This is a genomic window from Streptomyces sp. NRRL B-24484 (assembly GCF_000717715.1).
Classification (GTDB): domain Bacteria; phylum Actinomycetota; class Actinomycetes; order Streptomycetales; family Streptomycetaceae; genus Kitasatospora.
This window is the reverse complement of the sequence record NZ_JOAI01000032.1, coordinates 21,310-43,637: the sequence shown is the minus strand read 5'-3', so window position 1 is coordinate 43,637 and position 22,328 is coordinate 21,310. Positions and strand designations below refer to the sequence as shown.

Genomic DNA, 22,328 nt, shown 5'->3' with positions numbered 1-22,328 from the left:
CGGCCGGCGGCGCCGGAGCCGGCCGGGCGTAGACAGCGACGACCGGCCGTACCACCCCACCGCCCAGCACCGCCCCGACCAGGCCGGCCGCCACCACAGGGACCCCGTTCATGCCCGCTGCCCCAGCAGCTCACTGATCAGGCGCTTCGTCGTCGGCTCCAGGTCGCTGTCGAGCTGCGCCATCGCGGACTTCGCGGCGTCGATCACGCGGAACAGACCCTGCCGGCTGCCGCTCGCAGCCTCGACCCGCAGCCAGTCGCGGTACAGCTGCTCGTCCTCCTGAACCTCGAGCCCGATTGCGATCGCGCGCCGCGCGGCGTCCAGATCGAACGCCGCGTCCTGCAGCCGCAGGCAGGCCACGGTGTGCGCGAGGTCCAGCACCCGGCAGACCATCTGCTGCGCCAGCGGCGTCGCCCAGTCGTGGTCGCCGTCGTTGCCGAAGGGGCGGCCCCGCACCAGCGACAGCGCCTGCTCGAGGTCGTCGAGGCCGTCGATCCCGCGGGGAAGGCCTCGCTCCGCCAGGTATTCCAGCCAGGTCCAGTCGCAGTGGATCTGACCCAGCCGGTAGGTGTCCCCGGACTTGCGCGGGACGTACAGCGAGCCGTCCGGTGCGTGGCCGAGCTGGCTGCGCAGCTCGTAGATCCGGGTCTGCAGGGTCCGCGGTTCCCACGGCGACACCGGGTCCATCGCGTTCGCGATCGAGCCGTAGTCGCGCCCGGGCCGGAAGTACAGGTAGGCGGCCAGCGCGGCCAGGCGGGGCGGGTGAGCAGTCTCCGAGCCCTGGCTGTTCGCGATGGCGATCGGGCCGAGCACCAGGAGCTGAGGCTGGTCGGGGCTGGGAGCCACCGGCACCCGGTCCCGGGAGGTGACCGGCTTGGTCAGCGCCACGGGCACCTGGCCACCGCTGTCTTCGCCGGCCTCGGGAGGCGTCTGGTCCTCGACGTCCTCGGCCGGGGCCAGGCCGTCCCCGCCTTCGACCTCGTCCTCGTCCTCGTCTCCGGCCGCGTCCTCCAAGGCCGCGGCACTGTGGCGGGTGAGGACGTCCGGGGGCACGTGGTCGCCGAAGGTGACGGGGGAGGGGATCGACGCGGGACCGAACCGAGGCGGGACCTGGTCCGGGTCCGGTACGAACTCCCATGCCCCGGCGGCGGGAGCCGCCTCCTGAACGGTGACCCGCAGAGCGGCCGTGAGCTGCTGGTGCTCCTCATCGGTGACCCGGGTCAGCACGACCTCGGTGTCGGCCAGGTCGCAGGCCTGCGCCGCCAGAGCGTCGGCGTCCAAGACCTCGGCGTCGGGGAAGTACTCGGCGATGCCCTCCGCGTCACCGGGCAGGACGACGGCGACGTGACGCCCACGGGTCGTGCTGAGCACCTCGGCGAGCTCCCAGGTGTGCTCGCCGGGGTCCTCGGTGCAGACCATCAGCCAGGGCAGAGGCCCTTCCTCCCCTGCCTCCTCGGCCTGCAGGGCCTCGGCGCGCAGCTCCGCAACGTCTACGATCCCGGCGTGGGCCGACGGCGTGACGCGGATGCGCCCCTTGGCCAGCAGCCCTCCCAGGTCCCGGTCGAACCCGGCGGTCACGACGTCGACATGGTCGGCCCACGGGCAGGTCGCCGCGTCCAAGGCGATGCTGCGGGCCACGGACCGCACGTTGGCGGGCGTGCCGTTCAGGAGCAGCACCTGGACGTGCGGCAGATTGAGGAGGATGTGGTTGCCGGCCTCGTCGCGGCCGATCGTCACCAGCCCCGGGTAGGGGGCCGGGACCCGCTGCGCATGCAGATCGTCCAGCAGCGGGGCCTCCGGGTCGAGCGTCCACCAGCCGTCTGCGCCGGCAGTGAACGGCGCCACCGGTTCGAGAGTGTTGTCCTCGGGCAGGAGCTCGACGCCACCGGCAGTGACGCGCGCCGCGCGTACCTCGGGAAGCTCCTCGTCGGCGGGGACGGATTCCGCGAGCGTGCGAAGGGCATGGTCGAGGAGGGTGGCAGATCCGGGCTGCGCAGTGCGGCCCAGCAGGGCCTCAAGTCGGCTGGTCTCCTCCGCTACGGCGACGGTCTGCCCGGGGCGGCGGCGCCGGTACTGCAGGAGTCGGCGGGTGGTGAGCGTGGCCAGGAGCCCGGCGCCGAGCAGCGCCCCGACGCCGGTGACCTCGCGGGCCGAGACGATGAACTGCTGGCCGGCATGGTCGCCACTGGCAGTCGCCCCGGCGGGCGGGGCGGTGGCAGGCGCGCTCTCCGCAGGAGCCGAAGGCTGCCCGGTCGAAGTGGCCGGGGCCGGCGCCTGCGCGGTGGCCGACGCGGAGGGCTGCGCGCTCTGCTGCGGCACTGCCGTGGCCTCCGGAGAGGGGGTCTGCGGGGCCGCGGTCTGCGCGGGCGGGGTCGCGGCGGACGGAGGAGTCACAGGGGCCGCCGTCGAGGGCGCCGGCGAAGCGGGCGCGGCCGCAGCCGGCCCGGGGATGACGATCTTTTGCCCCGGGAACAGCTCGTCCGGGTCACTCAGGTGCGATCCGTCGGGCTGCACCAGGTCCTTGGTGGCGTCCAGCAGCAGCGGGTACTTGTCGCCGTCGCCGAGCTCCCGCTCGGCGATGCCAGACAGGGTGTCTCCCTCGACCACAGTCACGAGGTGCTTGCCCGCGCCGTCGGCGCTCTGCAGAGAGGTTGCTGTGTTCGGCCGGGTCAGGTCGTCCCCGACGGCGTCGGCCGGCAGCAGGAGCGTCCAGCCCGGGCGGATCCGGCTGTTGGAACCGAGCGAACCCCCGTCCGGCTGCGGGCGACCTTCGTTCAGCGTCTGGATCTCCGACCAGCGTGTGCCGTCTCCGAGGTGCTGCTCGGCGATGCGCCACAGGCTGTCGCGGTGGCCCTCGGACGGGGCCTTGACCACGTAGATGGGCAGGTGCTGCTCGGTGGCGGCCGCCGCGCCCGGCGCGGCGGTCACCGCGCTGGCTGCCTGCTGCGGGACGGCGGCCGCCGTCGTGGCCGCTCGCGGCGCCGCAGCAGCGGAGGCGGGGGCAGCGGTCGCGGTGCCCACAGTGAGAGCGCCGGCGCTGACCAGAAGCATCGTGGCCACCAGCTGGCGCGCCAAGGCCTGGTTGACGCCAGCGGCCGGCACCCGCAGGGGCAGACGCCCGATCCCGGAGAGCGCGGCGCGCAGCTCCACCGCAACGCAGAAGGCGAACTGCGCCCAGACCGCCCACAGGACCACGGCGATCGTGTTGATGATGACGGTGGTGCCCACCGACTCGTTGAGGGTGGACCACGTCGGCATGCTGTCAGGCAGGGGATTGCCGATGAAGGTGATCAGGCCCCAGGGCACGGCCGCCAGCAGGGCGAGCAGGGCGAGGCCGGCCAGACCGGCGCGCACCAGGTCGCCCGCGGTACGGGTGGCCGTGGCCGGCCTCGTCTTGCTCATGGGTCAGTCCTTCGGTTGATCGGTCCAGCGGGGCGTGGTCAGTGGGTGACCACGGTCTGGATCTCCTTGACCACCACGTTCTGCGGGGCTGCGTCGGTCATGCCGTCCGGCAGAGGGTTGGCCGGCGTCGCGGTGGGGTTCTTCGACGCCGTCCAGGACACCTGCCACTTCACCCGGCCCGTGAGCGGGTAGGTGCCGCCCCGGGAGGATCGCATGTAGGTGACGTTGCAGCTGCTCGACGACGAGTCGACCACGTAGCCGCCGCCCGACGTGGTGAACGGGTAGGTGCAGGTCCGCGGTGATGCGTCGTCGGTTCCGGCGTCGACCTCGAGCGAGACCGGCACGGCCCGGGTGGAGGCGGCAATGCTGAAGCCCATGTAGTCCAGCGACGCCGTGACACTCACCGGCTGCAGTGGGCGGCTGAAGCTGACGTACGTGGGCAAGTTGACGGTCTGCCGGTCGGCGGTCGGCGACAGCGCCACCTCGGGCGAGGGCAACTTCGTCGCCCCGTACGCGATCTTGCTCAGCATCTGCGGTGTCACCGTGAGCAGCCCGGCCGGAGGATTGCCGGCCGGGACCCACCGCAGGCCCGGGCTCTGAGTGCAGGTCGTCGTGACCGGCAGATCCCATGCGTCCTTGGTCTTGACCATGCCCCACCAGGCCCCCTGCTCGCCCTTGTGGAAGTCATGGTCGGCCTTCAGCTCGTCGTATGCCTTCTGGGCGTCCGCGCCGCCGGTCGTGCCGGACAGGCTCTGCAGCAGCGCCTGGAAAGCGGAGTCGAAGCCCTCAGGGGTGTAGGCAGGCTCGTACCAGCACGCGGGTGGGTCCCAACTGCCAGCGGACGACACCAGGTGCTTCGACCCCGCACCGCCGTTCTCGCTCATGGTCAGCGTGACGTGGGACTCGATCGACCACGGGGTCGGAGTGCTACCGCCTGGGTCGTTGCCCCAATCCGCCTGGGCCGGCGATGACAGGACCGATGCTGCAAACAGAGCCAGGGCAGAAACCACTCTCGCCCGCCGGAGAGTTAGGCGTTCTGGCACCGTGTGGATCCCTTCTCTCCGAGAGTCTGAGTCACGCGCCACACCCCTTGGGCGGACTTCTCAAGGCCGAGGTTCCACTCGGTGTAGTCCCGTACAGAAGGGGTGCTGGTCAGGACCTTGCCGCTCGACTTGTCCTTGGCGTAGCCCTTTGACTGATCCTCGCAATAGGTGAACGCCGCGTGAGTGGCGTCTTGGATGGTGATCGTGGGGGCGTAGTAGCGCGTCTCGCCGGTCACTGTCTGGTTGCGCTTCACGAGCTGGTCGATCATGTTGGCCATGTAGGGCCGGGCCATGCCGTCATAGGCGTACTTAAACGCCGGGTCCTGAAGGTCACCCTTAGCAAGGGCGCCGTTGAAGGCGCGCAGCGCGTACGTCAGCGACTGCGCCACAGCGTCCTTGTCCGCTTCGCCGGTTGCCGGGAAGGCGACGGTGACCTTGAGGTCGGCGGGCAGGACCACCTCAGGCGCACCAGCCGGCAGCGACGGGGTGGGGCTCGCACTGGCAGTGGCCGCGGACGGCGGGGCGCTCTGGGCGCCGCTGATCGTGCCGTCGCCGGCGGGCTTGGAGCTCGTGCAAGCGGCCGCGGCCGTGACAGCGAGCAGGGCGCAGCCCAGTGCGGCGGCCTGACGCGTGCGAGTGGTGGTGGATCGCATGGTGGTTCTCCCGTCCCCGAGGGTGATCATTGTTCCTGTACCGCCTGTGCTGTCGCGGTACCACGCACCGTAATCGACGTCTGTCCGAGCAAACGCATCAGGATCGGTCGATAGGTCAGCTGCACCTGGACTGTGACGGTGTTTCCGCCGGCGGCCGTGCAGGAGGCGCTCGCGCCGGACTGGGAAGCGAAGAACTGGGCGTAGCCGCTGCAGGCTGGGTTATCGGGCACGCTGACCGTTCCGGCACGTAGCGCGCCCGGGTCGATCTGGTTGGCGGTGTACCGGGCTGCCTGCTCTGCGATGTCGGCGGCCTTCTCTCGCTGGTGAATCGCGAGGCCGCCGTCGATCACGAAGCCCGCGAAGAGCATGAACAGCATCGCGCCGAAGATCAGGTAGAGGGCGCCGCTGCCTTCGTCAGCGCGCAGGCGGGACTTGAGTCGTCGCAGCATCGTGGTGGTCATCAGGATGTCCGCCGGAAGGTGTCGAGCGGTGCGGTGGACGTGCTTGTCACACGCCTGTTCGAGTTGATGCCAAGCCAGGCCAGGCCGCGGACGTCGCAGCTGACGGTCACGGTGAAGATGCCTCCCGCGCGCCAGTCCCCGCTGGGGGAGACCTGCACGTTGCCGTTCGAGCAGACGCTTGCGGCGCTCGCCCGTGCGGCCCGGGTGGCCTCAGCTGTGGCCGTCCCGTAGTCGCGCTGCAGCGCCCCGGCACGGGCGGCGTCGCGCGCCGCACCGTCCAGAGCGCTCCTGCTCTGCACCATGAGCCCGAACCCGACGAGCAGCAGGACCATGAGCAACATCAGGGGGGTGGCGATGACCAGTTCGACGGTGCTGATCCCGGCGTCGCCCCGGAAGCGGCCCGCCAGACGGCGAAGGTGAGTCCTGTCAGCCTGCATCAGGCACGAACCTCTCCACGGGGCCTTCGCTGGTCGCGGTCGCGGTCAGGTTCAGCCACGGAATGACGTTGACGACCTGGACCCGCACGGTGACCTTGACCTGATTAGGCCCGCTGTTCTCTGGAACGACCTCCGGATTGCGGGTGAGCGCCGGGCCGAGCGAGGCGATCCGGTTGAGAGCCACAGTGCGCGCGCGGCTCTGCCAGCCGCCCGGGTCGGCGGCCGCGGTCGCCCGAGCCTCCCTGGCCGCGGCCTGAGCCGAGGCCAGGGCGACCTGGTCCGCGAAGAAGAACAGGGCGAACTGCACGAGGAGGAAGAGGAGCCCGAAGATGATCGGCGTACCGATCGCGAACTCGACCGACGTCATGCCGGCGTCCCGGCCCTGGGCACGCCTGTGCTCCACCAGTTGGCGAAGGCGGTGCACCATCAGTCCCCCTCCCATCCTCTTCCTCGTCGTGCGGTGATTAGCTGCAGCCGCCGTTGTTGGTCGAGTTCGCGCCCGTGATGCAGTTGCCCACGGTGGTGGCCTTGGTGGTGAGCGCGCCGCTGAGGATGACGGCGACGGCGACCAGGATCGCGATGAGGATCGCGATGCCGATGACCATCTCGACGGTGCTGAAGCCGCCGTCCTCCTCGGTGCGGGCGGCGTCGATGCGGGCCCGGATCCACGTGGTGGCCAGGGTGAGGTCCGGGTTCCAGCCGGTCATGCGGTCAATGGCGTGGTTCATGATGCGGATTCCCCTCGTGGGTTGGTCGCCCGGCGAGGTGCCGGACGGGTTGGTTCAGGGCCGGCGCGGCGGCGATGGCGCGCGCGGCGGGGAAGGGCTCGAAGTGTGCTGGCTGGTAATCACAGGGAGGCCACCGCCATCAGGCCCGGGTAGACCAGGAAGATCATGAATCCTGCGACCAGCGACAACTGGGCGATCAGCATGGTCTGGGACTGCGCGCCGGCCTTGCCTTCCGCTGCGGACAGCTCACGGTCGGAGATCGTCTTGGCGGTGGACATCAGCGAGCTTCGGATCCGCGCGCCGTCGCCCGCGGCAAGTTGGATCCGGCTGGCCAAGTCCCGCAGTTCGGGGACGGCGATCTCCTGCCCCAGCCGGTCGAGGGCCTGCCAGTGCGTCAGGTTCTCGGACCGTGCGCCCTGCAGCTCGCTGCGAAGGCGCAACATCGGCGGGGTGTCGGTGATCTCGGTGGCAGTCTTCAAGGCCTCCGGCAGCCCGCGACCGCCGGACAGGGAGTTGGCGACCAGTGTGGTGAACGAACCCAGCACGTGGACGAAGTCGGTGCGCGCCTTCTTCGCGTCGCCCCGGACCTCGATGTCGGGCAGGAAGAAGAACAGTGCGGCGAAGACCAGCGCGAGCCACAGCGGCAGCGTGAGACTGCTGGCGAACCCCGCCGCCCACAGCGCGACGAACACTGCGGGTCCGAAGACCAGACCAAGCAGCCCCACCAGAATCTTCGTGGCCATGAACGACTCGAACGAGCGCCCAAGGAGAGACAGGTCCGCGCGCAGCGCTGGGAACTCCCAGCCCTGGCGTGCGCACAGCTGGGAGGCCTGCAGCCCGAGCAGCTCCCGCAGCTGCGCCCTGCGAGCTGCACGGCTTGCCGAAGCCGTCACCGGCTGCTGGCCGTTGCCGCGCGTGGAGACCCGGGCGCGGGCGTCGACCCGCAGTACGGTTGCCGCGGCGCTTGGTCGGCTCGGGAACAGTGCGCGCACCAGGACGAAGCAGCCCAGGCCGAACCCTGCGCCGAGCACGAGCGGCCACATCAGCTCAAACGTCATGCCGCACCCCCTGTGGAGGCCCGGACGAGGAAGCGGTTCGGCGCCGGCACCCGGGCGAGGCGCTGCAGCCACACCAGGCCGAACGCGAACAGCCCGAAGACCACGGCCAGGACCGCCTGCCCCTGCACGGTGCCGAACGGCTCCGTGTAGGCGGGGTTGAACACGCGCAGTCCGACCACCATCACGACGATCACGCCGACCACGATCTGCACGCTGCGGCGGGTACCGGCGCGGCTGGCGAAGACGCGGTTGCGCATCGCGACCTTGGCGCGGGCGTCGTTGGCCAGATCGGTCAGCACCTCGCGCAGGCCTTCACCGCGCAGCTCGGACGCCTGGATGAGTGCCGCGATCACCATGTCCGCACCGCCGTCGTCGAGGTCGGCTGCCAGGCGGTGCAGTGCCTCCCGCATCGACATGCGAGAGCGGATCCGGTCGTCGAGGGCGACCAGGTAGGGGCCGAGGACGTCACCGGCCGTGCGCGCGGAGGCGCCGATGGCCTGCTCCAGGCCGGCAGCGCTGGCGATTGTGTCGCGGAGGCTCTCCGTCCACGTCGCCAGGGCTTCCACCCGGGCAAGGGCGACCCGCTCGGCGGCAGCGCCGCCGAACAACGACGACCAGAACATGACCAGCAGGCCCGCGGCGATGGCGGCCACCGGCCAGCGCATCACCACTAGGACCACCAGGCCGACGACGAGCGCCGCCCCGGCGCGGCGGCGCAGGAACCGTCCGACCTGGCGTGAGACTGCGGTGGTGGCCTTGGTCTGGCGGCGCCAACCCACCAGGGCGGCGACGAACAGCACGAGGCCGCCGCCGACCCCGCCGCCGGCGAGCAGCGCGAGCAACAGGTAGGGAGTGAGGGTGCTGCCCATCACCACCTGCCCGGGAAGTCGTAGTCGCCGACGACGAAGCCTTGCCGCTCCAGCCGCTGACGGGTGCGGTCGGTCATCGGGGCATTCGGGACGACGTTGTCGTTCTCGTCGAGGCCGTAGATCTCCGACGAGGTCACCCGCTCGTCGGCGTACCCGCTGACCTCGCGGATCGAGGTGACGCGGCGCCGCTGGAGGCCGGTGACGGGGTCCTCGTCGCGGTTGACGAACACGACCAGCTTCAGGGCGTTGGCGATCAGCAGCTGGGAGGCGTGGATCGGCAGCCGCTCCTCCGCCTGGATGGCGTAGGTCGAGAGCTTCTGGAAGACGTCCTCGGAGCTGTTGGCGTGCACGGTGCTCAAGGAGCCGTCGTTGCCCTGCGACATCGCGTTCAGCATCGCCACGACCTCGTCGCCCAGGACCTCGCCGACGATCACTCGTTGCGGGTTCGAGCGCAGCGACCGGCGGACGAGCGAGGCCATCGACACGTAGCCCTGGCCCTCCGCGTTGGCCAGACGCTCTTCCAGCGCCATCACGTTGGGGTGGAGTTCCTTCAGCTCGTGCAGGTCGAGTTCCAGCGACCGCTCGATCGTGATCAGGCGCTCTCGAGGGGAGATCTCGTTGGCGATGGCCTGGAGGAGGGTCGTCTTTCCCGAGTTCACCTCGCCCGCGATCATGATGTTGAGGCGGGCGCGGACCGCCGCGGTGAGGAAGGCCTCGATCTCGGGGGTCACGGTGCCGTTGGCCCGCAGCTCGGACAGCCTGGCGACCCGCAGGCGCTTGCGGCGCACCGACAGGCTCGGCCGGTTCGAGACGGCCATCACCGCCGACAGCCTGGACCCGTCCGGGAGGCGGAGGTCGAGCTGGGTGTTGTTGGAGTCGAACGGACGGCTGCTGAGGCCGGAGGTCGCGGCGAGGACGCGGATCATCTCGATCATGTCCTCGTCGGATTCGGCGATCGGGCCGACCTTCTCCTGGGAGCCGTCCGCGAACGAGACGAAGACGTTGTCGAAGCCGTTCGCGTCGATGTTCTCCACGTCCGGGTTCTCCAGCCACGGCTGGATCCGGCCCGCGCCATGGAGGGCAGCGGCGACCGCAGTGGTGAGACGCTCCTCCTCCTCGAGGGACAGGGGAACCTGCCCGCTGTTGATCCGCTCGGAGGACAGCGCCTGCAGCTCATCGGCGATGATGTCGAGCGCGAGCGCGCGCAGATCACCCTCGGACAGCTGGCGGCCGTTCGCCTCGATGGTGCGGCGGCGCTGCTGGAGCACCTCACCGGTCCGCTCCCGCAGGACCTTCACGACGTCGTAGTCGACGGATTCCACACCCGGTTCGAACAGCGTGGTCATCGGCGCACCCCTTCCAGGTCCGTACGGGCCGGCGCGGGCTGCGCGGCGAGGCCGAACCGGTTCTCGAGGTCGGCCACGATGCCGCGCACCGATGCGACCAACTGCGTCTTGTGAATCCGACCGCGGCGGCGTCCCGCCAACTGCTCGGCGGCGTCCGGGTCGTACGCCACCACGCCGACCACCTGCGCAGGGCTTCCCCCGGCGGCCAGGACCCGGGTCGCCGCCTCGACGGCCTGCGACTTCTTACGCAGCGGAGCCACCAGCAGTACGCCGATGGGAGCGCTGCGCCGCCCGGTCGCGGAGATCTGCTGCTGGACTGCCGCGGCCCGGGCCCGGACATGGGCGAGGTCTTCGGCTGTCGTACGCGATACCAGCAGGACCAGTGAGGCGTGGGGCAGCAGCGCCGAAACGGGAGCGCCGGGGAAGAAGCGGCCGATGTCCGCGATGACGTCGGTGGCCCCGGGGGCCGCCAGTACGCGGCCGAGCTTGTCCCAGTGCGCGCCCCAGGCGGCTCCCTGCTCCGGCCGGGACAGCCCGAGCAGGATCTGCTGACCGCCGGGCAGCTCCTGGAGGTGCTCGCGGACCACATCGGGGCTCAGTACACCGCGGGCCGGCAGGGCGAGGGAGAACATGCCCCGGTTTGGGTCCAGCACGTTGCCGTCCGGGGCGACCTGCCGGTACACCAGGTCGGAACCGAGCGGATCGAGTTCGGCCAGCAAGGACTGGCGGGGCCATTCCCCCGCCATCGCGAGTGCCGTGGTGCTCGAGCCGGGGGCGCCCTTGGCGGACGCGATGATGATCAGCGACATCTCCGAGCGTCCTTACTTGGCAGAGGCGAGCAGGACCAGGGCGACGTCGCCCGACGAGGCGGCCTGAACCACGCTGCCCGACGAGGAAGCCGGCACCAGCACGGACAGCGACAGCGCGGAGGTGGACTCGCCGTTCGCGGGCTTGAACACCTCGCGCACGGTGGCCGAGCCGACCAGTTCGACGGCTCCGGTTCCGCCCGGGCCCGCAGCGGGGGAGGCGGTGCCCTTCGTGGCTGCGTCCCGGCCGACCCACATCACCCGCACCCGGTCGCCGGCCTTCAGGCCCGGCGGGAACTGCCCCGACTTCAAGGACAAGCCGACCACCGACTGGTCCCCGGTCAGGCCGGCGGCGTCGGTCAGCATCGGTCCGGTCAGCAGGGTGCCGGCCGGGATCTCCACGGCGGCGGAGTACTTGCTGGTGAGGATGCTGCGCTGCTCCCAGGGCACGATCTTCAGGGTGCTGTCCTTGGCGACCTGGATCTCGGTCAGCGCATCGGCGGGAATCTGCTGTCCGGGCGCGATCCTCTTGGTGACCTCGACCGCCGAGACGCGCCCGCCGGCCTGGCGGTACAGCACGGCCGATCCCAGGGCACAGGCGAGCACGACCAGCAGAGCGAGGATGGCCACGCCGGGCCGCCGCTCGCGCGGCTGGGTCGGGATCCTGCTGGCTGGCGCAGGGACCGTTCCCTTCCTAGGAAGGGAGGTGCCCCCCGCCTCGTCCGCCGTGGCGGCGGAATTCCCCGTCTTCCTCATGCTCATCCTCAAACGGCTGATCGGCTGTTCTGACAATCCCGCCGGTTAACGCCCGAAGGCGGAAGTCTCCGCATTCGGTGCGCTTCCGGATGGGATTTCTGTGAGCCGCCCCGCTCCGTCGCGAAGCGGCCTTCCTCCCCCAACCCAACAGAGCGCAGTCGTGAAGGGTTACTCTGCGCGACATTCCCCCAAGTTCAACTCAATGTCCGAGTTGTGACGGTATGTGAGCAGCGCGTATCCACCCCGTGTGCCACACAAGTACCGCTGGGTCACCATACGAAAGATTTCCTCCGACGCCCAGTCAGTTTCGGCCACTGGTGCGCATGTCGCTGGCATAGTCGGCGACAAATCGCTACGTACATCCATAAACCGGACAACAGGCCCTTTGAATTTCCGCCGATATTTCTGACCGCCACCCGACAGTCAGGCTAGGCGGGGGCCTTGGGGGTGGTCGCAATGTCGACACGTCGCCTAAGTCGCACCATTCCGAAAATGGCTGACTGTTCGTCAGATCTTGACATTGTTGGATTGCTGGCCGAATCGCGCGCTGCGCCCCGAAGGCACAAGCAGGGTGCCCGCCCCCGTTCTCGGGATGCAGATGTCGAGGTGTCCGTCTCCCCATCCCGCTCCGGCGTCCGCACTCGCGAGGCTCTGCCGCGAGCAGCCACACAACGCGCACCACGCCGCCTGCTGCGACGCGGACCACCAGATGCCTCCCCAGACCTCCGCGGCGTCCTCGGGCCACGGAGCACCTTCGACCATCGCTGTCATCGCCCTGCTCCTCCTTCGTTTCCCGTTCTCCTCCGGTCCGGGGCGGCAGGTGCCGCCCCGGACCCGTCTGCCTAACGACCCTGGTCGGCGATCCGGGTCAACCCGCCACCGTCCCCGGGCCCGCTCTCCGCGTCCGCGGCCAAGCCGGCAGCCTGCACCGATGAGGGGGTGGCCCGTACCGGGCCCGTGGAAATAGCCGGGGCCTTGCTCTCAGCGAGGGCTGCAGGCGCCGTCGGATTCTCGGGCTTGAGGAGGTTGACTGCGCTGACGCCGTCGGTGATCGCCTTGAGGTCCTTGCCGACGGGTAGCTTCTTCTCCTTGGCGAAGTACGACACCACTGCCTGTCGGTAGCCCGCCTCCCGCACCAGGCGGTCGCGGTGCCCACTTCCCACCGCGGTCGCCGCGGACTTGTGCAGGGCGGCCACGTTCCCGGCGTTGCCGCCCCGAACGAGCTCGGCGAACACCTGCTCCACCTGCATGCCCTGAAGCAGCATCGGTCCGTACTGTGCGCCGCCCGCGGTCATGCTGGCGTAGTACGAGTACTTGGGGAGGGTTGCGATCCGGGCGGTGTCCACGCGGTCGTGCCACTCCGCCGCGACCAGCCGAACGGCCTGCGTCGAGCCGGCTGTGCTGCTGAGCGCGGAGGCGTTCTGCAGGACGGAGTCCCTGGTGCTCTGGCTGACCCGCTGCAGCAGCTGGGTCATCATGTGCACCCGAAGTCCGAACTTCGCGAGCTGCTCGGTGAAGCTGGCGATCACACCGCCGGTCGCCTTGTCGAAGCTGATCAGCTCATCGACGAACAGGTGCCACTCCGGCCGCTGGCCGACCGGCAGGTCCTCGCGGGATCGGCCGGCCCGGAAGAGGTCGTTGACCAGCAGGGCCGTCAGCAGGGCATCGGTCGGTCCGGTCCCGGCCGGGCAGATCCACACCAGCTGGGAGTTGTCCATCGCGGCGCGGGCGTCGAAGCCACTGGTCGCGGAGCCGAGGAAGGCGAGCGCGATCGGACTGGTGGCGAGCCGGGTGATCGGGTTGATGATCACCGCGTGCGCCGCCGGGTCGATCCGCGTGAACGTCGTGATCCACCACTGCCGCTGCGCCGCCGGCACGTACGCCAGGATCCGGGTCCGGAACAACTCGTCCTCGAGCAACGCGGGGATCTGGAAGATCGTGGCTTGCGCATCCTTCGCCTTCATCTGCACCGCGTGACGGTTGTACGCCACCAGCGCCTCCACGGCCTTGACCAGGATCGTCAGACCCCGCGGCGTGCTCGAGTTCTCCCAGTTCATCGCCGAGGACAGGCTGTCGACCACCGCGGTGACCACCTCGTGCGCCTCCTGCCCCCGCTCCATGCCCAGCGGGTTCCAGGTGGGCACCTGGCTGCTGCGGCCGGTCAGGTCGACCCGGCACACTCGCGAGGCGAGGTCGTCGTGGGCGAGGTAGGGCGCCACGTGGTTCCACGAGTCGCCGTGCGGGTCGATGAAGCCGACGCCGAAGCCGGCCAGCGCCAGTGCCAGTGCCTGGACCTCGGCGGTCTCGGTCTTGCCGTACCGGGAGCGTCCGACCTTGAGGGAGAAGAAGAACTCCTCCGCCGGAACCGACAGGATACGGCGGCGCCCGTCGGGGGTGCTGTGGATGCCCTGCGGCACCAGCGGCGCGCCGAGTCGGTAGGTGGGGAGCTGAGAGGCCATCACCGGCAGCGCGCAGTGCATCGTCACCGGCTTCAAGAACCCGTGGAGCTCGCCGACGGCGACCTGCGAGGGCTTGCGCGCGGCGACCCTGCCGGTCTCCCAACGCCGGTCGAAGTGCTGGCGGCGGCCGCGGGTGTTCGCGGTGAAGCGCCACTTGCCCAGGCTCTGGGCGTCCTCCACCCAGGTGTTGCCGCCGCCGAAGACGTCGAGCGCGGCCGCCATCCGGGCCATCGCCTGTTCCGCACGGCCCTCCTTCTCCGAGGAGCAGCGCGCCAGGAGCTGGACCCGCAGCAGTTGCCGATCTGTGGCGGCCAGCCGGCCGAGCACCTTCTCGGTCTCCAGCGGCTTCACCCGGGCCGGCGCGGCGGCCATCCGGCGCGGCGCCTGCTGCTCCGGGTCGAGAAGCCGGGTGAGCTGGTGCTGCCAGGAGTCCTCGATCTCGGCCGCGTCCTGAGCCGCCCGCCGGCCTTCCTTCTTGGCCCAGGTCCGCTGGCGCTCGCGGGCGTCCTGCATCACCTGCCAGCGCTTGAATAGCAGCTGCCAGCGGGGGATGCGCCGCAGGTCCAGGCACAGCTCGGCGAGGTCGCTGTGGGCGGTGTCGATGTCGGCGACCGCGTCCACGATGCCCTGCAGCGGGTCGGGGATCATCGGCACCTTGCGCAGCTGGCCGGTCTCGGCGCCGGCGAGGTGGAACTCGGCGCGGACCGTGTGGGTGCGCTCTTCGTCCTCGAGGACCGGGGCTTCCGTGATGGTCACGCCCGGGTACTGCGAGGTGCGCAGCAGGTGCCGGGCGGAGGAGGAGGCCTCGACCGACATCTCCAGCGGCACGGAGCCGTCCGCGCGGAACCGGATCCGGGCGGAGCGGCCGGCGCGCGGCGCCCACCAGGGTCCGGAGTTCGCAGCCCGCACGATCAGCATGGCGTAGCGCACCAGGTGCTCGTCCTGCGGGTCGAAGTCGGGTGAAGGCGTGAGGATGTAGCGGGTTCGGTCGGCCAGTGCCCGCGCGGTGAGACGGCGATGCAGGATCACCGCGGCCAGGGCGAGCGGCGCGGCGGCGGCCAGCAGCCAGGGGAGGTGTGCGCCGGTCCACGCTGCGGCGTCGACGAGCCATAGGACGGTCAGGTGGCCGACGTGGATCGCTACTGGAAGGAGGCCACCGTCGCTAGCAGCAGTCTGGGCTTGCAGGTTGGTGTTCATCGCACGGGCTCCCAGCCGTTGGCGGTGCGGGCGACGGCGAGGAGGCCCGGGCGCCGGTCCTGGAAGGCGCCGGACGGGTCGGCTCCGGCCCACAGGAGTTCGACGATGACCCGGCCTTCGACCGAGTGGGCGGACACGGCCTGGACGCGGACCTGGGTGTACGGCCGCAGCGGTGTCTTGACCGGTGGGAAGTACGCGGGCCAGCGCTCCCGGCCCACCCCCGTGGTCTCCGCCGTCCACACCTGCAGGGTCAGATCCCGGACCTCGGCGGCGACCTGCGGGGACAGATTGCCCGGGTGCGCCGCCTGGAATTCGGCCTCGATCCGCGGATCGGCCCCCGGCCCGTCGGCGGCGGCCGGCGCGCCGGACGGCATCGGCTGGGCCGCGCTGGCTGCCGCGGTGCCCGCCGGGGTGCCGCTGGGCTTGGCCGCCGCGGTCTCCAGCGCAGGGCTGGTGCCCACCGGGACCGACGCGGGGGGAGCGGCGGCCGCGGTCGTGTTGCTCTGCGCGTGGTCGGCGGAGGGCCGGGCGGCTCCGGGGCCGGGAACCAGCAGCACGAGGGCGATGACGCCGAAAAGCGCGCACCCAAGCACGGGGAGCAGTACGCGCGGCCGCCCTGCCTGATTCATGATCATCCTTTCAGAGGACACGGGCACCGCCCGCATAGTTGTAGGACCACACGGCCTGCTGCTTCACGTGGTCGCCAGGCTTGGGCGCGGCGATCATCTGGCCGCCGCCGATGTAGAGACCGACGTGATAGATCGCAGAGTCGCTTCGGCTGCCGTCGGGCGCGAAGAAGACCATGTCGCCCGGCTGCAGCGCCCCGACGCCCGCCGAGGCCGGGATGCGGGTGCCCACACCGGCCTGGTCGGACGCCAGACGCGGCAGGTGGACGCCGACCTGGGCGAAGGCGTAGAGCATCAGACCGGAACAGTCGAAGCCGACGACCAGGCGCCCGTCCTGCCCACCCTCCGAGCAGCAAACGCCGGTGGACTTGCCTTGTTCGTCGCCGCCGCCCCAGGAGTAGGGAACACCGATCTGGCTACGCGCGGCGTCGATCACCCGCTGCGCCCTCTCCGACGCGGGGACGTCTGTCCCCCCGGCTCCCAGGGTCTGGAACTGCTGTCGCCACTTCAAGACCTCGTCCACGTACGCGGTCGAGGCGTTGTACTGGTAGATCGCGGCGAACAACTGACCCGGATCGGTGAGGTCCCGGCCGTTGCCGCACAGGTAGAGCGCGGCGGCCATCGCCTCGTCGTCGATGTTGTTCGGGTTCGCCCCACCCTCCGGCCGCACCTTCGCAGCCAGGCCGGCGAACGTGGACGGCAGGAACTGCAGCGCCCCCACCGCGGCGTCGTAGGTCGAATTGCCGTCCCACCTGCCACCGTCGGTGTCGTAGACCGGCGTGGTGTTGCCACCCGCGCCGTGCCCGTCGAGGATCGGTCCGATGATCGGCGGCGTGATCAGCCCGTCCGCGGCGATCTGGTGGCCCTGCGCCTGCGTCGACTCGACCTGTGCGAGTGCGGCGAGCAGCGTCCAGTCCAGGCCCCTGCAGTCGGGGGACAGGGTAGACATCGCCGCGACCGCTCGGTTGTAAGCCTCGAGCATCCGCTGCGGAATGCCCGCCACGTTCCCCACCGGGGCCGGCGTCTGCGTGGCGGTGTCCTCGAAGATCGTCACCACCCCGATCAGGGCCACTGCGAGGAGCAGCAGCAGCGTCAAGCCGCTGCAGCCCCACCGCCGCAGCCTCTTGGGGATCACAGCAGGTCTCCGGGATCGAAGGAGGGCTCGAAGCCCGGGGCATCCCCACCGTCGGCGTAGCCGCTGAACATGCCGTCCCAGACCAAGTCCTCCCCTGCGCGGGCCGTCGCGTCAGCGATCCGGGCGCGCAGCGCCTCGGCCGCGATGTCGCGTCCGCCAGGCCCCGGGGCGGCACCGCCCCGCGGCCGCTTCGGCGCAGCATCCTCAGAGGCAGGTGGTCCCGAAGGAGCGGGCGGCGCAGAGGCCGGGGCTGACTCGACAACCGACGTGGCGGGGAGCACCTCGGTGTCGGCGGCCGGAACCTCGTCCGGGAATGCTCCCGGGCCGAGCGTCGCGGAGACATCTCCCCACGATCCGGCCTCGCGGCCGATCGGCGTGGAAGGCATCCAGTCGCCGTCCGCGCCGTCACCGAGCGCATCGCCCGGAACGTCGACGACCCGTACCGCCGGCACGCCGAGGCCAGCCGAGTCCGAGGCAGTGCTGGGGCTCGCGTAGAACGCTGCCGCGGTGGCGGCGTTCGTCGCTGCGGTCTTGCCGTGCTCGTAGGCCCAGCCGGCGCCCTCGGAGGCGACCCGGAACGGGGCGTCCATCGCCTCCCAGCCTTCTCGCTGGTCGTCGAGGTGCTGCGAGAACTCCTCGCGGTAGTGCTCCCACTGGTCGTGGACCGCGCCTACGACGTGACCCGCGCCGTTGCGCACCCGGGTGACGGTCGCGCCCAGGCCCAGCGGGGAGAGGTCGTAGCCGAGCCGGCCGAGCTGGCCAGCCCGGATCGCGAGCCGGCCAGCCCGGGTGGTGAGGAGCTGGTTGTGCAGCAGGTGCCCCCACGGGGTCGGCTTCGACGGGTCGTGCATGATCTCCCCGGTGTGCCCGTTGATGAGCATGTGGCCGGAGCCGTTGTTCACCGGCTTGCGCCGCCTGGCCATGACGTGCTCGGGCAGCGGGTTGCCGACAACGGCGTGGTGCGCGATCCGCAGCGGCGTTGCAAGCTGGTGCATGCCGCGGCGGAACTCGCCGAATGCGCCCGCGGCCATGCCCGCGGCGTTCATCGGGCCCAGGTCGGACCCGGCCATCGATGCCAGCCCGGACTGGATCTGGGCCCGGCGCAGCATCGCAGCGTGCACCGGCGACTGCGACCCGAGCGCCCCGAAGCCGCCGCCACCGCCGACTGCGCCGCCACCTGCCATGCCGAGCCCGCCGGAGGGCACCATCGCGCTGCCTCCGGCGCCGTAGCCCATGTTCGACATGACGTGCGACATCGCCATGCCCAGACGGGAGGAGTCCTCGCCAAGCCCGGCGGAGCCGCCGATCTTGGCGTACTTCATGCGCTCCGCGAAGCGGTCGCCAAGCCGGCTCGCGCTGGCCAGCAGACGCCGATGGAAGACGAGCAGGACCAGGCCGATCGCGCACATCAGCAGCATCCGCTGCACCATGACGGTGTTGTGCTGGTCGGTCATGATCGCATTCACGGCGATCCCGAACGCCGGCAGCATCATGGACACCGCGAAGGCCACTGCTGCCGAAGCCATGAACGTACCCAGCCACTTCCACAGCGCCGCGCGGTTGGACCCGGGAAGCTGCGCCCAGATCAGCGCGACGGGGGTCATCGTGGCAGCACCCACGTCGGCGAACTGGGTTCCGAGGTGGACGAAGCACATGCTGAGGATCACGGCGGCGATCATCAGAGCTGTCAGCAGGACCAGCAGAGCTCCGAACACGCGGTCCCAGTTGCTGTTGACGGCGAAGTTCTTCGCCATCTGTCCCTCGTCGCCGTACTTGTCCAGCTCCGTCAGCAGCTTCTGCCAGGCGGTCTGCCGGCATAGCTGGTCGCCACCGAGCCAGGAGATTCCGCAGCCCTTGTTGTCCTTGATCTCCCCGTGAATCCATCGGTTGTGGACGTCGGCCAGCCCGCGAATGTTGGCGTTCTCGCTGTGCGGATCGGGGATGACGCCGTACTGCAACAGCTGGAAGGGCTGGACCACGAGGGTGCGGGTGAGCATGACCCGCATCGGGCAGGACGGGTCCTTCTTGTCCGCGTCACTCGTGCAGCCCTGCTGGTCTCCGCCGGCGTCGGTGACGATCGTCCCAGCCTCGGTGGCCGCCGCAGATACCTGGGCGACCGGGCCTTCCGGCCCGAGGATCGCCCGCGGGGTCAGGGTCGGCAGCACCATGAGGCCGCCGATCACCAGGGTCAGCAGGATCTCGCCCGCGCCCTTGGCGACCTTGCCGCGCATGATCCACCACACACCGAGGGCGAACGCGCCAGTGACGAACAGCAAGCTCAGCTTCAGGTCGTAGCGGGCGTTCAGCCCCAGGTACCAGCCGACCCGGTCCGCGGTGTTGACCAGCGCGCTGACGATCGGAAACTCGTACACCCACTTCAGGACCATGCACATCAGCCCGACGACCAGCCGGACCATCGAGAAGATCGCGGTGATCAGCAGCTTGCAGATGTGCGAGCGTATGTCGGTCGGGCCGCCGTCCGCGCTGTCCAGGTTGTAGTTGTCCAGCGGTACGCCCTCGCTGCTCATCACGTTCAGCGGGGCGAGGATGCCGCCCCGCTCGGAGCCGTCGTCGGCGTCGGCGACGCTAGCGCCAGCCAGCACGAACAACGCCACCATGCCGACGGTCCACCACGCGGTGCGCCGGCCCGGCCAGTACGGCGCGACCCACGCGCGCACGGTGGCACCGATCCGGGTGATCTGGCGGAGCGTCCGCCGAAGCACGTCGATCACTGCTTCACCCCCTCGGCGAGCGGCTTGGTCAGGGTGGTGCGACGGGTGCCCCGGCCAGCGGTCACGCGGCGGCGCGGCCCGACCGGGGCACGGTTGTCGGCGGGGCGCCGGGCACCCTCATCAGTGGGCGTGGTGCTGATGCCGGCCTGCACCCGCTCAACCGGCGGGATGACGACCTGGACGCGTCCGACCTGCCTGGCGGAGTCGCGCAGGAGCATCTCGCCCTCGCGTCCGGCGACGCCCGCGGGCGACAGCCCTGAGGTGACCAGGCGCACCGCCTGCTCGTCATCGGGGGACAGGCCCAGGAACGCGAGGCCCTTGCGGGCAAGCTCCCGGTCGGCAGTGCGGGCGAGGAACCGGTAGGACAGCAGACCGCGGACCGTCTCGTCGCCCAGATCGTCACGGTCGTGGCCGCCGAGCATCACGGAGGCGCGGTGCTTGCGGCCGTCGTGGACAACCTCGGAGACCAGAGAGTGCCCCTCGTGGCTGCTCGTCAGCCAGTAGCACTCGTCGAAGACCAGCGCGCAGAACCGCTTCTGGTCGGTGAACGCCACCTGCCTGGCCACCGCCGCGATCAGGTACAGAACGGCCCGGCCGATCAGCGCCTCCAGCGGCTGCGCACGGAGAATCTCCGGATTGCCGAGGGCCTCCTTCGGCGGGAGCTTCAGCCCGCGGGTGGTGATGACAACCAGGTCGGCGTTCAGGTCGCCGCTCAGCGACAGCGCGGGCAGCGACTCGTCGAACACCAGGCGCGCCAGAGGAGCGTCGGAGACGATCCGCAGCATGTCCAGGACGCCCAGCGCCTCCTGCCCGCGCGGACCCTCCTCGCCGGCCAGGGCCTCGAGCTCCTCCATGACCCGGGCCATCGCCGGCCGGTCCGAGCGGGCGGCCGCCTTGACGGCCCGGTCGAGCACCGCGCCGGCCACAGTCATCGGACCGATCCCGAGCTGCAGCGTCAGGTAGCTGAAGGCGGCGTGCTCACCCTGCCCGGCAGGCAGCACCCGCAGCGGGTCCAGGGAGAGCTTCGCCTCCGCGGCATCGATCACCTGGCACCGGCCCGGCGCCGCAGCCCGGGCGAAGACGTCCCACTCCCGCAGCGGCGTGCGGTCCACCACGATCGCCCGGTGCCCACGGTCGACCAGGCCGACCGTCAGCATCTTCAGCAGCACCGACTTGCCGCTGCCCAGGTCGCCGATCACCCCCAGCGACGCCGACACGTTGCGCAGCACGGCGCCGGCCAGGTCGATCAGCAGCGGCCGCCAGGTACCGGTGTCCCGGCTGATGCCGACCATCGGCCCCATCACGTCACCGATGTCACCGCCCGTCAGAGCGCCGCCCATCGCCCAGTCCTCAGTGAGCTGGTACTGGGTGTACTCCCGCAGCCGCGCCGTCGGCCCGGCGCCGGGCAGGCCGAACGCGAACAGCCTGGCCTGCGAACCGCGAGGCCGCACCACCTTGTAGTTCACACCGGCGAGCTGCGCCTTCAGGTCGCGGGCCCGCCGGTCGCACTCCTCCGGCTGCGAACCCCACACACTCAGCACGGTCACCGACTGCACCTCGCGCTCCACGCTGCTCGCCGCAAGCAGCGCCTCCTCCTCGCCCAGCTCCTCCGCAGAGCCGAAGATCGAGTTCGGGGTGCCCTCCGGGTGCGCCGACCACTGCTCGGCCTGGTCAATCAGCTCGCGCTTCTTCTTCGCGATCTGCTGCCGGGCCTTCGCCCCGTCGACAATGTTGAGGTCGATCACCGCGTCGACCGGGTAATCGAGCTGCTCCAGCTGCGCCAGGACGTCCGCCGAGCGGGCAGCGACACGGCGCGGGATCTCGGTCAGCGCCAGGTGCGCCTGGTAGCCGAACCCCTCCTCCGTCTCCACCTCGAGCCAGAGCCGGTTGAACGCCGCGCCGGCGACGCGGTTCGCCAACGAGCGAACCCCGCGCACCACCGCCGGGCTCGTGCTCTGCCCGCCCTCCTGCAGCCGGACCTGACCCAGGTCGGCATAGGAAGGGGAACGCAGCACCCCGTTCAGCATCCGACCGCCGCGAAGCCCCGACCGCTCGGCCTCCAGCAGCAGCGGCTCACCCATGCCCCGGCGCACCGAGTGCTCGTGAATCCACACGATCTCGGCCGGCGTGGCCCGACGCATCGTCAGCCCGCCACCGAAGCCGGCCTCCACCTGCGCGGCCGCCGCCCGATAAGCACGGACCTCCTCCCGGGAGACCGGCGGAGCGGGCTCGCCGACCGACTCGCCGAGCTGCGCCCAGGCGGAGTTGGCGACGGCCGCGAGCTGGGCGCCGCGGTCACCGACGCGCAGCGGCAGGGCGAGCCACAGGGTCCGCCGGTGCATCTCCGCGCCGTCGAGCAGCTGCAGGGTGGCGTGCGCGGTCTCAGCCGCGGCCGGAAAGCGAGCGGTGTCGACGCCCTCGGTCATACGCAGCGCAACCTCTCCCGGGTCGACCGCGGCGCACAGCGAGTACAGCCGGGCGGCGCCCTCCAGGGACCTCACCAGGGAGGTGACGCGGGTGAGGATCTCCTCGCGCTCCAGGGCAGGCGCGTACCGCGAGCCAATCGGCTGCAGGCGCCACATCGCCCAAACGGTGCCAGCCGTGGACCACACCAGGTGAC

The 22,328-nt window shown here is 70.7% G+C and carries 17 protein-coding genes; all 17 read right to left on the bottom strand.

The features are described 5' to 3' along the window. Positions 1-108: 108 nt before the first annotated feature. A complete protein-coding gene (locus tag IE98_RS0126025; RefSeq protein WP_030272931.1) occupies positions 109-3,402 on the bottom strand; it encodes a LysM peptidoglycan-binding domain-containing protein in 3,294 nt (1,097 codons plus the stop codon). 38 nt (positions 3,403-3,440) lie between these two features. Then, the gene (locus IE98_RS45045; RefSeq protein WP_052390977.1) at positions 3,441-4,286 is read right to left on the bottom strand and encodes a hypothetical protein; all 846 of its coding nucleotides are present in this window, start codon (positions 4,284-4,286) and stop codon (positions 3,441-3,443) included. A 143-nt stretch (positions 4,287-4,429) separates the two neighbouring features. Continuing rightward, positions 4,430-5,098 (bottom strand): hypothetical protein, encoded by a 669-nt coding sequence (locus IE98_RS0126015; protein ID WP_159401060.1) that lies wholly within the window; start codon positions 5,096-5,098, stop codon positions 4,430-4,432. Positions 5,099-5,124: 26 nt separating this feature from the next. Then, complete coding sequence (locus IE98_RS0126010) at positions 5,125-5,559, bottom strand: TadE/TadG family type IV pilus assembly protein (protein WP_030272925.1); 435 nt, start codon at positions 5,557-5,559, stop codon at positions 5,125-5,127. Further along, complete coding sequence (locus IE98_RS0126005) at positions 5,559-5,996, bottom strand: TadE/TadG family type IV pilus assembly protein (RefSeq protein WP_052390976.1); 438 nt, start codon at positions 5,994-5,996, stop codon at positions 5,559-5,561. Before IE98_RS0126005 ends, IE98_RS0126010 begins: the two co-directional genes overlap by 1 nt. After that, positions 5,986-6,363, bottom strand: a complete 378-nt coding sequence (locus IE98_RS0126000) for a TadE family protein (protein ID WP_030272921.1) — start codon at positions 6,361-6,363, stop codon at positions 5,986-5,988. The genes IE98_RS0126005 and IE98_RS0126000 overlap by 11 nt, the downstream gene beginning before the upstream one ends. Before the next feature lie 97 nt (positions 6,364-6,460). After that, positions 6,461-6,724 (bottom strand): hypothetical protein, encoded by a 264-nt coding sequence (locus IE98_RS0125995; RefSeq protein WP_159401059.1) that lies wholly within the window; start codon positions 6,722-6,724, stop codon positions 6,461-6,463. A gap of 119 nt (positions 6,725-6,843) precedes the next feature. After that, positions 6,844-7,782, bottom strand: a complete 939-nt coding sequence (locus tag IE98_RS0125990; RefSeq protein WP_030272917.1) for a type II secretion system F family protein — start codon at positions 7,780-7,782, stop codon at positions 6,844-6,846. Beyond that, a complete protein-coding gene (locus IE98_RS0125985; RefSeq protein WP_052390975.1) occupies positions 7,779-8,651 on the bottom strand; it encodes a type II secretion system F family protein in 873 nt (290 codons plus the stop codon). Before IE98_RS0125985 ends, IE98_RS0125990 begins: the two co-directional genes overlap by 4 nt. Then, positions 8,651-9,973, bottom strand: coding sequence for a CpaF family protein (locus IE98_RS0125980; protein WP_078661318.1), 1,323 nt, complete (start codon positions 9,971-9,973; stop codon positions 8,651-8,653). Before IE98_RS0125980 ends, IE98_RS0125985 begins: the two co-directional genes overlap by 1 nt. 20 nt (positions 9,974-9,993) lie before the next feature. Further along, on the bottom strand, positions 9,994-10,806 hold the full coding sequence (locus IE98_RS0125975; protein ID WP_043175134.1) for a hypothetical protein: 813 nt from the start codon (positions 10,804-10,806) through the stop codon (positions 9,994-9,996). 12 nt (positions 10,807-10,818) lie between these two features. After that, positions 10,819-11,433, bottom strand: coding sequence for a hypothetical protein (locus IE98_RS0125970; RefSeq protein WP_052390974.1), 615 nt, complete (start codon positions 11,431-11,433; stop codon positions 10,819-10,821). A 968-nt stretch (positions 11,434-12,401) separates the two neighbouring features. Continuing rightward, positions 12,402-15,215 (bottom strand): hypothetical protein, encoded by a 2,814-nt coding sequence (locus IE98_RS43080; protein ID WP_052390972.1) that lies wholly within the window; start codon positions 15,213-15,215, stop codon positions 12,402-12,404. Continuing rightward, positions 15,212-15,844: a hypothetical protein gene (locus IE98_RS49410; protein ID WP_159401058.1), complete on the bottom strand. Its 633-nt coding sequence runs from the start codon at positions 15,842-15,844 to the stop codon at positions 15,212-15,214. The genes IE98_RS43080 and IE98_RS49410 overlap by 4 nt, the downstream gene beginning before the upstream one ends. 10 nt (positions 15,845-15,854) lie before the next feature. Next, positions 15,855-16,937: an NlpC/P60 family protein gene (locus IE98_RS0125950; protein WP_234443678.1), complete on the bottom strand. Its 1,083-nt coding sequence runs from the start codon at positions 16,935-16,937 to the stop codon at positions 15,855-15,857. 35 nt (positions 16,938-16,972) lie between these two features. After that, positions 16,973-19,708: a hypothetical protein gene (locus IE98_RS0125945; protein WP_030272904.1), complete on the bottom strand. Its 2,736-nt coding sequence runs from the start codon at positions 19,706-19,708 to the stop codon at positions 16,973-16,975. Continuing rightward, positions 19,705-22,290: an ATP-binding protein gene (locus tag IE98_RS0125940; protein ID WP_063749002.1), complete on the bottom strand. Its 2,586-nt coding sequence runs from the start codon at positions 22,288-22,290 to the stop codon at positions 19,705-19,707. Before IE98_RS0125940 ends, IE98_RS0125945 begins: the two co-directional genes overlap by 4 nt. Positions 22,291-22,328: the final 38 nt, after the last annotated feature.

What these genes read in the sequence shown, in the direction of transcription:
- IE98_RS0126025 (WP_030272931.1), bottom strand. Translation starts at nt 3,402, where the DNA reads ATGAGCAAGACGAGGCCGGCCACGGCCACCCGTACCGCGGGCGACCTG.
- IE98_RS45045 (WP_052390977.1), bottom strand. Translation starts at nt 4,286, where the DNA reads ATGAGCGAGAACGGCGGTGCGGGGTCGAAGCACCTGGTGTCGTCCGCT.
- IE98_RS0126015 (WP_159401060.1), bottom strand. Translation starts at nt 5,098, where the DNA reads ATGCGATCCACCACCACTCGCACGCGTCAGGCCGCCGCACTGGGCTGC.
- IE98_RS0126010 (WP_030272925.1), bottom strand. Translation starts at nt 5,559, where the DNA reads ATGACCACCACGATGCTGCGACGACTCAAGTCCCGCCTGCGCGCTGAC.
- IE98_RS0126005 (WP_052390976.1), bottom strand. Translation starts at nt 5,996, where the DNA reads ATGCAGGCTGACAGGACTCACCTTCGCCGTCTGGCGGGCCGCTTCCGG.
- IE98_RS0126000 (WP_030272921.1), bottom strand. Translation starts at nt 6,363, where the DNA reads ATGACGTCGGTCGAGTTCGCGATCGGTACGCCGATCATCTTCGGGCTC.
- IE98_RS0125995 (WP_159401059.1), bottom strand. Translation starts at nt 6,724, where the DNA reads ATGAACCACGCCATTGACCGCATGACCGGCTGGAACCCGGACCTCACC.
- IE98_RS0125990 (WP_030272917.1), bottom strand. Translation starts at nt 7,782, where the DNA reads ATGACGTTTGAGCTGATGTGGCCGCTCGTGCTCGGCGCAGGGTTCGGC.
- IE98_RS0125985 (WP_052390975.1), bottom strand. Translation starts at nt 8,651, where the DNA reads ATGGGCAGCACCCTCACTCCCTACCTGTTGCTCGCGCTGCTCGCCGGC.
- IE98_RS0125975 (WP_043175134.1), bottom strand. Translation starts at nt 10,806, where the DNA reads ATGTCGCTGATCATCATCGCGTCCGCCAAGGGCGCCCCCGGCTCGAGC.
- IE98_RS43080 (WP_052390972.1), bottom strand. Translation starts at nt 15,215, where the DNA reads ATGAACACCAACCTGCAAGCCCAGACTGCTGCTAGCGACGGTGGCCTC.
- IE98_RS49410 (WP_159401058.1), bottom strand. Translation starts at nt 15,844, where the DNA reads ATGAATCAGGCAGGGCGGCCGCGCGTACTGCTCCCCGTGCTTGGGTGC.
- IE98_RS0125940 (WP_063749002.1), bottom strand. Translation starts at nt 22,290, where the DNA reads ATGTGGCGCCTGCAGCCGATTGGCTCGCGGTACGCGCCTGCCCTGGAG.